At 60.6% G+C, this 15,058-nt stretch carries 13 protein-coding genes; 4 read left to right on the top strand and 9 right to left on the bottom strand.

Annotation, left to right across the window (positions count from 1 at the left end; genetic code table 11):
- Positions 1-110: 110 nt before the first annotated feature.
- The 8 genes from AC6IY8_RS02335 to AC6IY8_RS02370 all read right to left on the bottom strand — a co-directional run bounded on the left by AC6IY8_RS02335 (position 111) and on the right by AC6IY8_RS02370 (position 10,501).
- The gene (locus tag AC6IY8_RS02335) at positions 111-3,479 is read right to left on the bottom strand and encodes a DNA polymerase III subunit alpha (RefSeq protein WP_497777080.1); all 3,369 of its coding nucleotides are present in this window, start codon (positions 3,477-3,479) and stop codon (positions 111-113) included.
- A 9-nt stretch (positions 3,480-3,488) separates the two neighbouring features.
- Positions 3,489-5,255: a DNA polymerase Y family protein gene (locus tag AC6IY8_RS02340; RefSeq protein ID WP_497777081.1), complete on the bottom strand. Its 1,767-nt coding sequence runs from the start codon at positions 5,253-5,255 to the stop codon at positions 3,489-3,491.
- A 3-nt stretch (positions 5,256-5,258) separates the two neighbouring features.
- Positions 5,259-6,344 carry an ImuA'/RecA-like NTPase gene (locus tag AC6IY8_RS02345; RefSeq protein ID WP_497777082.1) on the bottom strand — a complete coding sequence of 362 codons (1,086 nt, stop codon included), beginning with the start codon at positions 6,342-6,344 and terminating at the stop codon, positions 5,259-5,261.
- Positions 6,345-6,522: 178 nt separating this feature from the next.
- Positions 6,523-7,311 (bottom strand): cytochrome b/b6 domain-containing protein, encoded by a 789-nt coding sequence (locus AC6IY8_RS02350; RefSeq protein ID WP_497777083.1) that lies wholly within the window; start codon positions 7,309-7,311, stop codon positions 6,523-6,525.
- Positions 7,308-8,030 (bottom strand): molybdopterin-dependent oxidoreductase, encoded by a 723-nt coding sequence (locus AC6IY8_RS02355; RefSeq protein WP_497777084.1) that lies wholly within the window; start codon positions 8,028-8,030, stop codon positions 7,308-7,310. Before AC6IY8_RS02355 ends, AC6IY8_RS02350 begins: the two co-directional genes overlap by 4 nt.
- Positions 8,031-8,161: 131 nt before the next feature.
- Positions 8,162-9,283 (bottom strand): VWA domain-containing protein, encoded by a 1,122-nt coding sequence (locus AC6IY8_RS02360; protein ID WP_497777085.1) that lies wholly within the window; start codon positions 9,281-9,283, stop codon positions 8,162-8,164.
- A gap of 148 nt (positions 9,284-9,431) precedes the next feature.
- Entirely contained in the window at positions 9,432-9,668 is a 237-nt protein-coding gene (locus AC6IY8_RS02365; RefSeq protein WP_497777086.1) for a hypothetical protein, read from the bottom strand.
- Entirely contained in the window at positions 9,668-10,501 is an 834-nt protein-coding gene (locus tag AC6IY8_RS02370; RefSeq protein ID WP_497777087.1) for a haloacid dehalogenase-like hydrolase, read from the bottom strand. The genes AC6IY8_RS02365 and AC6IY8_RS02370 overlap by 1 nt, the downstream gene beginning before the upstream one ends.
- Positions 10,502-10,698: 197 nt before the next feature.
- Here AC6IY8_RS02370 and AC6IY8_RS02375 point away from each other — a divergent pair, with 197 nt between their 5' ends.
- Genes AC6IY8_RS02375 through arsA form a run of 4 tightly spaced genes read left to right on the top strand, consistent with a single transcriptional unit; the run spans position 10,699 to position 13,720 of the window.
- On the top strand, positions 10,699-11,070 hold the full coding sequence (locus AC6IY8_RS02375; RefSeq protein ID WP_497777088.1) for an ArsR/SmtB family transcription factor: 372 nt from the start codon (positions 10,699-10,701) through the stop codon (positions 11,068-11,070).
- Positions 11,067-11,543 (top strand): arsenate reductase ArsC, encoded by a 477-nt coding sequence (locus tag AC6IY8_RS02380; protein ID WP_497777089.1) that lies wholly within the window; start codon positions 11,067-11,069, stop codon positions 11,541-11,543. The genes AC6IY8_RS02375 and AC6IY8_RS02380 overlap by 4 nt, the downstream gene beginning before the upstream one ends.
- A 29-nt stretch (positions 11,544-11,572) precedes the next feature.
- Positions 11,573-11,932, top strand: a complete 360-nt coding sequence (arsD, locus tag AC6IY8_RS02385; protein ID WP_497777090.1) for an arsenite efflux transporter metallochaperone ArsD — start codon at positions 11,573-11,575, stop codon at positions 11,930-11,932.
- A gap of 18 nt (positions 11,933-11,950) precedes the next feature.
- The gene (gene arsA / locus AC6IY8_RS02390) at positions 11,951-13,720 is read left to right on the top strand and encodes an arsenical pump-driving ATPase (protein WP_497777091.1); all 1,770 of its coding nucleotides are present in this window, start codon (positions 11,951-11,953) and stop codon (positions 13,718-13,720) included.
- A gap of 6 nt (positions 13,721-13,726) precedes the next feature.
- Here the strand turns inward: arsA and AC6IY8_RS02395 are convergent, their stop codons facing one another.
- A complete protein-coding gene (locus tag AC6IY8_RS02395; RefSeq protein ID WP_497777092.1) occupies positions 13,727-14,941 on the bottom strand; it encodes an aminotransferase class I/II-fold pyridoxal phosphate-dependent enzyme in 1,215 nt (404 codons plus the stop codon).
- Positions 14,942-15,058 lie beyond the last annotated feature (117 nt).

Here is a 15,058-nt window from a genome sequence, read left to right on the forward strand (position 1 = left end):
GGTGACCTGAGGTAGCAGTGGAGATTGGGATTGTGCTGGGATCCTTCGCTTCGCTCAGGATGACATCCTATAGAAATCGAAATTGTTCTCACTCCCGATCGAGCTTGTTCTCAGTGGAAGTCGTGGGAGCGGACATCGGCGCGGCTGATGTTGAGGGGGTGGATGGTGCGGGCCTTGATAGATATGACGTTCTGCTGGTTTTGTAGTTCTCCTTCGATCAGCAGGAATTTCTCGTAAATCACAGTGTGGCGGAACTGCTCGTAAATAGCGGGCGTGATAATGGCGTTGGCGATGCCGGTTTCGTCTTCGAGGCTGAGGAAGACGAATCCTTTTGCCGTGCCGGGACGCTGGCGTGCGATGACGCATCCGGCGATGCGGGTGGGGCGGCCGTGCGCGAGGCCTTCGAGGTCGCGGGCGGCGATGATTCCCTGTGCGCTGAGTTGGGCGCGGTGGTAGGCCATAGGGTGTTTGCCTACTGTGACTCCGGTTCCGGCGAAATCGGCGACGAGGCGCTCTTCGATGGTCATCTGGCGGAGTGGCGAAGATGGCGCATCCTGCTCGGGAAGGTCGTTGAGCAGAGGTCCGGCGGGGCGTCCGGCGTATTCCACCTGCCAGAGGGCGTCGCGGCGGTGAGAGACGTCTCCCAGCGAATTGAGGGCACCGATTTTGGCGAGGAGCGCGAGGTCGGTTTTTCGCAATTCGGGGACGCGGGACACGAGGTCCTGGATGGATGCGAAGGGTCGCTGTTTGCGGGCGGCGGCGATGGCCGCGGCGGTGGATTTGTGGAGACCACGGGCGTAGTTGAGTCCGAGGCGGAGCGCGTAGGGATCGGGCTTGGGTGTTTGCTCTCGGGCACCCGCCGTCTGGTGGAGATCCGTGGAGACTAGATTGATGCGGTGTGCTAACCCACTTCTGCCAGAAGAGGGTAGCGGTGGGGCACCGGGCTGTCCTGCTGGGGGTAGGGGTCCTTCGCTGCGCTCAGGATGACAACTTAAATCAAAATCGATGGGTTCAAGGGTGCAAAGGTAGTTGGAGTGTTGGACGTCGACGGGTTTGACGCGGAGGCCGTGGCGCTGAGCGTCTTTGACGATGGTGGCGGGCGAGTAAAAGCCCATGGGTTGGTTGTTGAGTAGGGCTGCGGTGAAGGCCGCAAGGTAGTTGCACTTGATGTAGGCGCTGGCGTAGGCGATGAGGGCGAAGCTGGCGGCGTGGGACTCGGGGAATCCGTAGAGTGCGAAGGATGAGATGGACTGGATGATTTCATCCTGCACGGCGGGCGCGATGCCGTTGGCGGTCATTCCGCGGCGGAGCTTGCCATCGAGATCGCGCATGCGGGCCATGGAGCGGCGCATTCCGACGGCGCGGCGCAGTTCTTCGGCTTCGCCTCCGGAGAAGTTGGCGACGATCATGGCCATGCGGATGAGCTGTTCCTGAAAGAGCGGGATGCCGAGAGTGCGCTTCAAGACGGGTTCGAGCAGCGGATGGTAGTAGGTGACAGGTTCGCGTCCGCAGCGGCGCTTCATGTAGGGATTCATCATGTTGCCGACAATAGGGCCGGGGCGGATGATGGCGACCTGCACGACGAGATCGTAGAAGCATGTGGGATTGTTGCGCGGGAGGGCGGCCATTTGTGCGCGGCTCTCAACCTGGAACATGCCCACGGTGTCGGCCCGGCGCAGCGCGTGGTAGGTGGGCGGATCATTCTGCGGTAGCTGCGCGAGTTCGATGGGGTCGTGGTAGTGCTCGGGGATGAGGGTGAGGCAGTCCTTGAGCACGGCCATCATGCCGAGTCCGAGCAGATCGACCTTGATGATTTTCATGTCGGCGCAGTCTTCTTTGTCCCACTGGATGACGGTGCGGCCGGGCATGGAGGCGGGCTCGATGGGAACGACGGCGTTGAGTTGGCCTCTGCAGACGACCATGCCGCCGGAGTGCTGTCCGAGATGGCGAGGGATGTCCTGCATGCGCTGGCAGAGCTCGACGTACTTGGCGATGCGGCGGTGCTGGATGTCGAAACCGGCGTCCTGAAAGTTGTGGGCGAGGGTTTCTTTTTTATCCTTCCACTCCCAGGCGCTAACGAGCTTGGTGAGGCGGTTGAGGGTGTCGGAGTCAAAGCCGAGAGCCTTGCCAGCCTCGCGCGCGGCGGAGCGTCCGCGGTAGGTGATGACGTTGGCGGTCATGGCCGCGCCGAGTTCTCCGTAGCGCTTATAGACGTACTGGATGGCTTTTTCGCGATCGTCTCCGCTGGGCAGGTCGAGATCGATGTCGGGCCACTCGTCGCGCTCTTCGGAGAGAAAGCGCTCGAAGAGAAGTTCCATGCCGACAGGGTCGATGGCGGTGAGTCCGAGGGCGTAGCAGACGACGCTGTTGGCGGCCGAGCCGCGGCCCTGCACGAGGATACCTTCGCGCCCGCAGAACCGCACGATGTCCCACACGATGAGGAAGTATCCGGCGAGTCCGAGCTTGCCGATGAGCGCGAGCTCGCGCTGGGCCTGCTTTTGCGCGCGGGCGAGGAGATGGCGATCGCGCTTGGGAAGATAGCGGTGGAGAATGCCCTCGGCAGTGCGCTTCTCCAGAAACGACTGCATGTTGTCGCCTTCGGGAACGGGGTAGTCGGGAAAGCGATAGCCAAGATCGCTCATCTCGTAGGTGAGGCGAGCGGAAAGCTCGCGGGTGTTGGTGATGGCTTCGGGAATATCGTGGAAAAGCTGCTCCATTTCCCATGGCGCGCGGAGGTAGCGCTCGGCATTGGGAGCGAGCAGGCGTCCGGCGGTGGCGAGCGTCGTGTGATGGCGGATGGTGGTGAGCACATCGAGGATTTCGCGCTCGTATGGAGTGGCGTAGTTGACGCCATTGGTGGCAAGCAAGGGCAGGTTGAGCGTTCGGGCGATGCGCACGGCAGCCTGATTGCGATGCTCCTGCTCGCGGTCGAAGTGGCGCTGGAGTTCGATGTACACATTGGGCGGGCCAAAGATGCGGGTGAGGCGCTCGACCTCGCGCATGGCGGCGTCGTAGCCTCCGCAGGCGAGGGCGGAGGCAAGTGGGCCTTCATCGCCTCCGGTGAGGCAGATGAGCCCTTCGGCGTGCTCGGCTACTTCACTGAGCAGGGCGGAGCCTTCGGATTTAGTTGGCTCGCGCAGCTTGAGTTTGGTGATCAGGCGGCAGAGGTTCTGGTAGCCAGTTTGGGTTTCGGCGAGCAGGGGCCAGCGTACGGGCTCGGATGGAAACTGGTTTGGAAGCCAGTGCGGCGGGCGCATGCGTTCGGGAAGGTCGCGGATGGCGATTTCGGCTCCGATGTGGGCGCGGGTTCCGGCGCGCTCGGCGGCGAGATGAAAGCGCGGAGCCCCGTAGAGGCCATTGCGGTCGAGCAAGGCCATGGCTGGCATCTGGAACTCGGCAGCCTGCGCCATCAGAAGCTCGGGGAGCGATGCGCCTTCGAGGAAGCTGAAGGCGGAGCGGGCATGAAGTTCGATGTACACGCGCTCCTCCTAGTCGTAAATTCCGACGACATACCAGCAGCTTGCGCTGGGATCGTGGGCGAGGCGCAGGCAGCGTTGCGGCTCGGCGTGGATGACGACGTCCCACTCTTCGCGGCACCAGGCAGGATGCGTCCACCAGGCGCCATTGGTGCGCCAGGGGCCGGATGCGGTGTGCAGCAGGAGGCGCTGGCCTTCGTAAATCATGGCCATGGGTGTTGCTTCGAGTAGTTCGACCGAGACCTCGCGTGGGGGGCGCACCATGCGAAGGGCGGAGGTTTGCGCAGCGGGTGAAGGCGCGTTCTGAGGCGCGGAGGTCGGGGCGGTGTCGGCGATCTCGAATGCGGTGAGGCGGAAGGGCTCGGGCGCATGTGTGTCGAGCAGTTCGGGGGTGCCAACGTGGTCTTCGCCGACGAGCTTGCGGAGACGGGCAAGGAGGATTTCGATGCGTCCGGCTTCGGGGGCCTGGGTGGCGAAGAGTCCCTGCTGTGCGATTTGCGGCGGCGCGGGATGGGCAGTGATGTAGAGAGCGATGATGGGGGCTTCGGGTGGGTGGAGTTCGAGGTCGATCTGCACGAGCTTGAGCAGCGTGAGGTGGTTGCGTTCGGGAAGGGCGGGGCGCACGGTGCGACGAAGTTCAGTGCGTTGTAGATGCGGGCTGGTTACTGACCCACCTCTGCCAAAAGAGGGCAGAGATGGGGCACCATAGGCTCGGTAAATGGCGCGCGGCGAATCCGGGGCACTTGACGATTCCAGTTCCTCATTTGCGGAGTCGAGGATGAGGGTGGTTTCGATGGAGGCGATGGCGAGGGCGCGTTCGGCGGCTCGTTGCGCGATCTGCTCAAGCATGTGGCTGAGGAGGAAAAGCAGGGGTTCGAGAAGTTCGACGGGGTGGTCGAGTTCCATGTGCTCGGAGAGTGGAGCGTCGGCGGGCTCCTCGGTGGGGACGAGCAGATGGGAGGATTCGGCGCGGGCTTGGGCCTGGAGGCGGAGACCGCTTTGGCCGAGGCGGGCGGCAAGGGATTTGGTCGGCAAGGCGGCGAACTGGCCAAGGGTTTCGATGCCCCATGCGGCGAAGGTTTCGGCCTGGGTTTCATCGGGTTCGAGGACCCGGAGCGGAAGTGGGGCGAGAGTTTGGGCTTCGTGTCCGAGCGGGATGATCGTAATGCCGGGGAGGCCGCGGGCTGCGAGGAGCGCGGCGCAGGCGTTATGGGAGGCGGCGACATTGGCGTCGTATCCGGCTTGGCTGATCCGGCGGTAGAGCGTAGTGGCGATGTGTCGCGGAGTGCCGAGCAGGCGCTCGGAGCCGGAGACATCGAGCACAAGGGTCGCGCCGGAGGTTTCGTCGGCGGGGGCGGCAATGATTTCGACGCGTGGTGAGAGCTGTTGGGCGCAGGCGATGAGTTCGGCGAAGGCTAGGTCTTCCTGCTGGCGATTGCGGCGTAGCAGAGGGATGGCGAAGGATTCGGCTTGTACGCGGGTCATGCCGAGTACCACTCCAAGGTCGCGGGCGGGCTGGTTGAGTGCGAAGACACGCTCGAGGGGTGGAGTTCCGGAGAGGACAGCGAGTGGAAATTCTTTGGGGGATGTGTGCGGGTGCGAGTTGGTCTGGTGGTTGGTGACCTTGGATTTTTGGCGAAGACTGGAACCCTGCTGGGATCCTTCGCTGTGCTCAGGATTACACCCAAACCCAAAGTGGCTGGGCTCTCTATTGCTGCAAGATAGCGCTTGGGCGGCGAAATCACGGAGATGAAGGCAGAGGTACAGCGGGGACGGCATAACTCATCTCGACCATAGGGTGCGGCTCGTCCAGACGGTTTCGACGGAGGCAGCGGGTTTCTTGCGTGTGGGATCGATGGCGCGGTTGCGCTCAATGCTTAGGCGGTAACGCAGGCCGGTGAGCAGTCGCGGGCTGGTGACATCGGCCTGCTGGAAATCGATCTGTCCCTGGCGGCAGCGGAGCGAGACGGCGGCGCAACTGTTCGCGCATGCGACGCGCGTCATAAGGAGAAAGAGGGTGCGGGATTTTTCAACCTGGAGGCGGAAACGATACCAAGTGGCGAGAGGGACGCGGCGCGCCTGCTCGGGAGTAACGTCTCCGAGGTCAAGGACGATGGCGCGGAAGCCCCCGGTGCTGAGCAGCAGGTCGGTGGCGCGCAAGGCGTGATCGAGGCGTGTCCATGACTGCTGGCGCGGAGTGGAGCGTCGGGTGTTTTTCTCACATTCGCCAAAAGAGGGCGGATGTGGGCCACCAAAAGACACTGCGGTGAAGGCAACAGGGTGCAGGGGCTGGCGGCGCTTGGATTCGGCGCAGCGTGGCGAGTAATCGGGGTCGCCCGAGGCGGACTGGAACAGGGTTCCGACAGCACGGTGGAGCCCGATGGTTTCGCTGCGTGGGTGTCCGAAGCCTTCACAGCGGCCGGAGGGCATGGCCTCTTTTTGTTCGAGGACGGAGCCGAAAAATGGTGCTTGGATCTCGCATCCGCTGGCCTGGCCGGGATATTTTTTGGATGCTCGGGCGGCCTCGGCGGGAGTGCGGATCCAGAGCAGGCGACGAAGATTGACGCCGAGGGCGGCGGCAGAAACCGGGTCGAGCGAGTCGGAGACATCGACGTAAGCGCAGCTTTCGCCTTGGCTGGTGACTTCGGCCAAGGTGGAAAGGACGAGCGTGGTGCGTCCGGAGGAGTGGGTGCCGGTGAGTTCGGTAATGGCTCCAAGAGGGAGGCCGCCCGAGAGGACAGAGTCGAGCTCGGGGATGCCGCAGGAAATGAGCTCTGGCGCGATAGGAGGGCGAAAGGACAGGGCAGAGGGAATGCGTCTGGCCAGTGCGGATTCGACTTGTTTTCGAAGCTCTGCGGCAGCACTCATGTTCGCCTTTTGTTCGCCTATATAAGGTAGCGATACAAGGAGAGGTTGTCAATTGTGGTTCGGGAGGAATTTTTGGGCTGGAAGGGTGCTGGTGAGGACAAGGCAGATACCCACATTCGCCAATCCCCACATTCGCGAAAAGAGGGCGGATGTGGGCCACCACTGGGTCCGCCACCGATCAGGGTTGAGCTCTCTCCTCTGGGGCAGGTGCGGAGGTCGGAATGAGTTCGGGTTCGCGAATGTACTTTGGCATTTTCTTCCATCCATAGAGCATGGAGGCGAAATTGTCCCAGCCGTGGATGGCGACCATGAGCAGGTGTCCAGGGAGGAAGGCCCACAGGCCGCACATTGCTGCGAAGTGCCAGATGCGGGTCATGTGGAAGCCTCCGAGGAGGAAGGCGATGTAGTGGAACTGCACGGGCTTGTAGAGGACCAGGCCGGTGATCATGAGCACGGCTCCAAGGAAGACAGCCGTGGTGTAGGCGAGTTTCTGGAGAGGGTTGTAGGGTTCAAACTCTTCAGGCTTCTGTCCGAAGAAGAAATAGTGACGCGCCATGGGCCAGACTCCGCGGATATCGCGCGGATGGAAGAGCACGGTGCGATAGTGGCCGCTGATGATTTCATAGAGCACGTAAGCCACACCGCTCGCGATGAAGAACCACATGAAGGTGAAGTGCCACTGGAGCGCGCCACCGAGCCAGCCTCCGAGGCGGATGGAGCGAGGCGGAACGAAGAAGTTGTGTTGAGGAAGTTTCGATCCAAACGATGGGAAAGCGTAGAAAATCTGGAGCCCGGTCATGCTGAGCACGACGATAGAGATGGCAGCAATCCAGTGTGTGAGGCGAACGACCGTCGGGTGTTCGTAGGCGGCGCGGACACGATTGCGAGCCGAGAGCGCGAATTCCGAGATGGTGAGATAGCGCAGGTTGCGTGCGGAGGTGGGGCGAATTGTGGTGCGGGATTTCATAAGCCTCCATACCAGCTATAGCCCTGGTCTTCCCAGTAGCCGCGCTCCGCGCTGATGACGCTGGTGACGCGAAGGGTTTCGAGGTACTTCGCCTGTTTGTAGCCGAGCTTGGTCGGCATCTGGAGGCGCAGGGGCGCACCGTGTCCGCGATCGAGTGGCTTGCCATACATCTCGTAGCAGAGCAGGGATTGCGGATGCAGAGCGCTCCCCATGTCGATGGACTCGTAGTAGTCGTCGGAGCATTCAACCTCGATGAAACGTGCCGAGGGTGAGGCTCCGACCATGTGGAGGAAGTCGCTGATGCGGGTGCCTGCGAAATTGCCAATGACATCCCAGCCCTCGACGCAGACGTGGCGGGTGTTTTGGGTAATCTTGGGCAGCGAGGCAATCTGCGCCATTGTGTATTCGCCGGGGCGTTGCACGTCGCCGGTAACGGTAAGCGTCCAGCGCGTGAGGTCAACGCCGGGATCAAGCACGTCGTAGTAGTTGTAGGGGAACTTGGAGAAGGGCACTACTTCGGAGTCGGCGAATGTGACGCGGCGATTTTCGCCAAAGAGCGCGGCTGAGGCGCGGTCACTGAAGTGAAGTCCGGTGTCGAGCAGATGCTTACGAGCCGAGGGTAAGAAGAACGCTCCGCCCAGGAGCAGAGGTGTCATCTTGAGGAGTTCGCGGCGACGCGCGCTCTTGAGTTCGTTGCCAGGATCTTTTTCTTTGGCCATCGCATCCTCCCGAGTGGACCGCGTGGTTACGCTTTCCCTGTCCTGCCAACGCTAAAGCGCCGGAACGGGATCACTCGGGGGATGAGATGTTCGAGGGCTCGCGAAGTTACAGACGAGAGCTCGATTTGCGGCTACTCCGAATAAAAGCCCTCGCGGGTTTGCACGGAGAGATCGGCGTTTTTCGTAGCTAGGTGGAGCTTGTGATAGCCGCTCTCGGCTTTGTCAGGTGTGTAGCTCAGACTGTACTGGTGGTGCAGCTCGTCCTCAATCTGTGAGTAGATCTGTTCGGCCATCAATTTCTTGGAAACCTCGAAGTACTTGCCTCCGGTTTCCTTGGCGATGCGCTGGAGAGTTTTCTTTCCGGCGCCTTTGTCTTCACGAGGACGCTCCTCGGGCATGGGACGACGTCCGCCGGGGAATGGTCCTCCACCTCCGGGGAACGGGCCACCGCCTCCGGGATAGCCGCCACCGCGGCCACCACGCTGCACGCCACGCTCGGGTTCGTGTTCCGACTCAACATAAGCGCAGTAGATGATCATGTCGGATTTTTGGGCGGCTTCAATGGCGTGCTCGAGCGAGGTCTTGCTCTCCCGATCCTGTCCGTCCGAGAAGAGCACGATCGCTTTGCGTCCGGGCTGGCCTTTGAGGATTTCGTCGGCGGAAAGGAAGATGGCGTCGTAGAGCATGCTGCCGCCGAAGAAGAAATGCGGGTGATCGCGGTCGGGTTCATCGCGCCGTCGACCGCCGCCGGAAGCAGGGTTTGGCTGCTCGCCAACCGAAATCTGGTCGATGCCCTTGGCGAGTTTGTCGCGCGAGGTGGTAACGTCCTGCAGGAGTTCAACTTCCTTGTCGAAGTGGAGGACGAAAGCTTTGTCTTTGCCTTCGCGTACGGCGCGCTTGACGAAGTCGGTGGAGGCCTTACGCTCGTCGGCCAATTCCTTGCGCTGCCCGGGGCCGGTGTCGGAAAGGATGCCGAGGGTGAAAGGTGTATCGCTTTCGATAGCGAAGTGCGTGATGGCCTGAGGTCGGCCATCCTGCTCGAGAACGAAGTCTTGCTGGCCGAGATTGTTGACGGGCTGGCCCTTCTTGTCGCGAACGGTCGCGAGGAGGTTAACCTCTTTCACCTTGACGTTGATGGTCTGCGGGGCGGGCTTCGCAGAGCTGTCGGCTGCCGGCTGCTGGGCAAAGGCAGGAACGGCGAGGAAGAAGATGGGAGCAAGGCGGAGGAAGCGGAGGGACCAAAGGCTTTCCATAACTGTAAAGGATGGCATAAGGGGAGGCAGACGAAAACCTTAGGCGGGAGACTGTGCTGGATTCACAAAGCGGAATAGAAGTTGAGCGGCGAAAATCCCCACCCTCCGGCTGTACCGGAAGGGTAGGGCACCCTGATTCGTGTTCTTTCTAGGCGCGTTCGGGTTGGGTTGTTGATTTCGGGGAGTTGCCAAAGAAGATGGAGTAGATGGCAGCGAGAGCAACAATCACGTTAGCCACCACAACGGGCATGGCATGAATGAGCACTCCGTAGGTGATCCAGAGAAGGGCCGCGCCCGCCTGAATGAGGCGGAGCGTGGCTGGCTTCTTGGAAAAGTAGGAGAGCCCGAAGCAGGCGGTGGCGATCCAACCGATCCAGCTCAACATTACTTCGCCTCCATGGCCATCGAGAAGGCAGAGCCTGCATCGGTAGTGGACTTCAGGGTGACGAAGTCGGTGCGCATGCGCGCCCACTCCTGCACTAGGAATCCCTGCGACTCGAGGAAGCGGCGGATCTGCGGCTGCGTCCAGTGGGCCACCTCTTCGAGGATGGGGATGAGGACACTGAGAGCGTTGTCGCTGAGTACAGTGCGCTTGGCGATCTGCGTGACGCAACGCGATTCGGAGACAGCGATGGTAAGACCGTCGCCTTCGTTGACGTGCAGCATGGCGTTCATATCAGAGCTGCCATCGCCGGAGTAAACGACGTGATCAAGGCCGATGGAGTGCTCGGCCTGGAGCTGCATGATGCGCGCTACTTTGCCGTATCCGGCGGTGCAGCGGATGATGCGCTCGATGGCTCCGGTGGGGCCGTATTTGAACTCGGTGCCAAAGATGTGGTCGGCGGGGACAATGCCCTCGAGTGCCGACTGGACAATCTCGACCGGGGCGGCGGAGAGTACGAAGAAATCGAACTCATAGCCGGGAATGCCGTCGCGGAGCGTGCGATAGAGCAGCTCGATGTTTTCCTTAAGCGGGATGCGCTTTCCGGTTTCGATCAGGTGCTCACGCCGCACGCGGGAGCTGAAGGCCGGATCGTGCAGGAGGAGGTAGGCAAGCTCAGCGCCCTGCTGCACGAGATTCAACTCTGCCATGCCAGCCGCCTTCTTCTTGAACTCCTCAACCGGAATGCCGAGCAATTCGGTGAGAACCAGACCGGAGTCGTCAAAGCTAAGGGTCTGGTCAAAGTCACTGGCGAACAAGTACTTTTTCGTCATCATTTCCATATAGATATGATACGTGGCGGCGTGAGCAGGATGGTGAAATTGCTGTTAATTAGCTATCGAATGATTTAATTGCGCTCATGGAGATGGGTGATATGGGCGGCAAGTCGAGTCAGCAGAGCAGGTTATGAGTGACATGGGAAGAGCGGAAAAGTTTTATTATGACATTTCAATAATTGTTGTATAGTTGCTACATGAACAAGGGCACCGCACTTACTGTATTTGAGTCGCTTTCCTCCGGCGTGCGGCTGGATGTGTACCGGTTATTGGTGAAGCAAGGCCCGGATGGCCTGGTGGCGGGAGAGATTGCCTCTACTCTGGAAGTTCCTCCCACGAATTTGTCTTTTCATCTGAAGGCGCTGACCCAAGCCGGTTTGCTGACCGTGGAGCAGGAAGGGCGTTTCCAACGCTATCGAGCCAACATACCTTTGATGCTCGACCTGATTGCCTACCTGACCGAGGAATGTTGTTCGGGGAATCCGGAACAATGCGCGGAACTGCGGGCGGCCTCTGGATGTTGCGAGTCGGTTCTGCCTCCGCTTACGACCGTGGAGAACCAGAAATGAACATTCTGTTCCTGTGCACGGGGAATTCCTGCCGCTCGATTTTGGCCGAGGCAGTATTCAACGATCTCGCTCCGGCGGATTGGAAGGCGCTGAGCGCGGGAAGCAAGCCCTCGGGGCAGGTACATCCACGGGCACTCGCACTGCTGACGAGAAAAGGAATTTCTACCGAGGGGCTGCACAGCAAGCCATGGGATCACCTGCCGCTCACCCCCGATTTGGTGATCACGGTTTGCTCTAACGCCGCAGGGGAAACCTGTCCTGCCTATCTTGGAAACGTGTTGCGGGCGCACTGGGGAGTGGATGATCCGGCCCTTGCGACGGGCAGCGACGAACAAATTGATGCAGCGTTCGAGAAGGCTTACCGCATTCTGCGCGTAAGAATCGAGGCCTTCTTCACGTTGCCGCTTGCCGAACTGAAAGGCAAGCCTGAGCGCCTTGGCGACGAACTGGAACGCATTGGAAGAGAGTTTTGAAATTCATTTCAAGTTGAATGGAGAACGATATGAAAGTCATTCAAGTATTTGACCCTGCGCTGTGCTGTAGCACCGGCGTGTGCGGCGCGAACGTCGATCAAAACCTGGTTAGCTTCGCGGCAGACGTGGAGTGGGCGAAGCAGAACGGCGCGAAGATCGAGCGTTTCAACCTGGCGCAGCAGCCTGCGGCCTTCGCCGAGAACAAATTGGCAAAGGGCTTCCTTGAGCGCTCGGGTGCAAACGCTCTGCCTTTGATCCTGGTGGATGGAGAGGTTGCCCTTGCGAGGCGCTATCCCGATCGCACGGAACTGGCTCGCTGGGCCGGAATCGAACAGGCGAATCCGCTGAAGACGATCAAGTCCTGCTGTTCGGGAAGTGGTTGCTGTTAACGGCTTAGGAGCATGCATATGAAGTTCCTCGAACAACCACCACGATTCTTGTTCTTCACGGGAAAAGGTGGCGTGGGCAAGACGTCAATTGCCTGCGCAACGGCGATCCATCTGGCCGAAGCGGGAAAAGAGGTGCTGCTGGTGAGCACCGATCCAGCGTCGAATGTTGGCCAGGTGTTTGGCGTGAGCATTGGTAATCGAGTTACGCCGATTGCGGCCGTACCACATTTGTCTGCGCTCGAGATCGATCCACAGGCAGCGGCGCAGGCGTATCGCGATCGCATCGTGGGACCGGTTCGCGGTCTGCTGCCGGAAACGGTGGTGAAAGGTATCGAGGAGCAACTGTCGGGCGCATGCACGACCGAGATTGCGGCATTCGATGAGTTCACGGCACTGCTGACGGATGTAGCCCTGACAGCAGGGTTTGAGCACATCGTCTTTGATACCGCCCCGACGGGGCACACGATTCGCCTTCTGCAATTGCCGGGCGCGTGGAGCGGCTTTCTCGATTTGGGGAAGGGCGACGCTTCGTGCCTGGGGCCGCTGGCAGGGCTGGAGAAGCAGCACGCGCAGTACAAGGCCGCGCTTGAAGCTCTTTCCGACCCGGCGCGCACAAGGTTGGTGCTGGTGGCCCGTGCGCAGCAGGCGACTCTGCGCGAGGTGGCCCGCACCCACGAAGAACTTGCGGCCATTGGGTTGTCACAGCAATTCCTGATCATCAACGGAGTGTTGCCGCGAGAAGAGGCTGAGAACGATGCATTGGCGGCGGCAATCTGCCAACGGGAGGAAGCCGCGGTGTCGGATATTCCGGAAGCGCTACATGATCTTCCGTTAGACCGGATTCCGCTGAAGCCTTTTAATCTCGTGGGCCTGTATGCTTTGCGTCATCTGCTCAACGATGTGGATGAACCGCCGGAATACAGCGAAGATGAAGTGGAACTCAAAGCGCTGGAATTACCGACGCTCTCTGCGCTGGTCGATGAGATTGCCGCCCAGGGACATGGGCTTGTCATGTTGATGGGCAAGGGGGGCGTCGGCAAGACGACACTGGCCGCAGCCGTTGCCGTGGAACTCGCTCAGCGCGGTTTGGCCGTGCACCTCAGCACCTCGGACCCCGCTGCTCATCTGACGGAAACCCTGGATGGTTCTCTCGACAATCTCACTGTGAGCCGGATCGATCCGCGCGACGAAACCGAGCGATACCGTCGGCAAGTTCTGGAGAGTAGAGGGGCGCAACTCGATGCCGCAGGGCGCGCGTTGCTGGAGGAGGATTTGCGATCGCCTTGTACGGAGGAGATTGCGGTGTTCCAGGCGTTCTCGTGCATTATCGGTGAGGCCGATAGGAAGTTTGTGGTGATGGATACGGCTCCGACCGGTCACAGCCTGCTGCTGCTCGACGCTACTGGTGCTTATCATCGCGAAGTCATGCGGCTGGCCGAGTATGGCGCGCATGCGATGACTCCGATGATGCGGTTGCAGGATGCGAAGCAGACCAAGGTCATTCTCGTGTGCCTGGCGGAGACAACTCCGGTGCTGGAGGCCGCGAATTTACAGGCAGATCTGCGGCGGGCAGGAATCGAGCCATGGGCGTGGGTGGTAAATAACAGCGTCGCCGCCGCCGTGCCGCATTCGCGGCTGCTGCGCGAGCGCGCACAACATGAGTTGCAGGAGATTGAGGCAATCGCAACGCGCCATTCCAGCCGCTATGCAGTCTTGCCGATGTTGAAGGAAGAGCCAGTAGGAGTTGAGCGCCTCGCCAAATTGGCAGGCGCTCCCAGCATGGTGTAGCCGAGCTTAAGCTCCGTAGCGCTCGGCCATGAACTCGGTGATCTTGGCGTAGGCCTCTCGCAGCAGCTCTTCCTGCGGCAGGAAGACGATGCGAATGTGGCGAGTGCCGGGACGCTCTCCGAATCCGGAGCCGTGTACGCAGAGGACGTGTTTCTGCTTGACGAGGTCGGTGACAAAGGTGCGGTCGTCCTCGGGAATATCGAGCGACGGGAAAGCGTAGAACGCTCCGCAAGGTTTCACCAGTGAGACGCGCGGCGTACGTGCAGCCCACTCAACCGTGATATCGCGCCGCCGGCGCAACTTGGCACGGACAACATCGAGGTGGTCCTGCGGTCCTTCAAGTGCCGGTGCGATGGCGCGCATAAAGGGATGCGGAGCGGACAGACGCGCACGCAGCAGCTTGTAAACCGCTTCGAGATAGTCTGACAGAGCCTCGGCGGGCCCGGTAGCTACTGCCCAGCCAATGCGCCAGCCGGGGACAAGGTAAGCCTTCGATAGCCCGTTGAAGGTGATGACCGGAACGTCAGGCGCGAGCGTCGCGATGGAAAGGTGCTTGTATCCATCCTCGAGGATCAGGGTGTCGTAGATTTCGTCGGCGAAGATGAGCAGGTTATGGCGTCGCGCCAGTTCCACGATGCCTTCAAGAGTGGCTCGCGAGTAGATGGCTCCTGTTGGGTTGTTGGGGTTGATCAACAGGATGGCGCGAGTGCGCGAGTTGATGCGCGATGCAATGTCTTCAAGATCGGGCTGCCAGCCGTTTTCTTCCTGCAGGTAGTAGGAGTTGGGCTCGACGCCGAGTTTGCCGAGAACCGCGCCGTAGAGCGGGTAATCGGGGCAGGGCGTTAGAACGTTGTCTCCTGGATTGAGCAGAGCGGTGAGACAGTTGTCGATGAGTTCGCCGGAACCCATTCCAACCATGATGCCCTGAATATTGCGGAAGCCTCTGGACTCAGCACGGGCGCGGATGGCGCGTACGGCAGTGCGCTCGCCGAGCGATTCGCCATAGCCGTTGTATCCCTCGCGCATCGCGCGATTGACTGCCTCAACCATGTGAGGCGGCGTGGGGAAGTCGAAACGGCAGGGATCTCCGATGTTGAGGTAAAGAATCTGGTGACCCTGGCTCGCAACCTGATCGGCGACGACCGCGAGATCGCGGATCGCATAGGTAACGTTGGCCATGCGGGTTGCAGGGGCTATCCGATAGGTCAGGTTGGAAGTCATTTTAAGCACTGCTCCGAAACAGATGGGGAGTTCTTATTGAACCCCATGCTGGAGCTAAGTGCAAGCCGGACAGAGCAGGTGGATCTAAATTCCTGCTCCATTCCGGCGTTCGGAAAG

This window comes from Koromonas soli, from assembly GCF_059726265.1.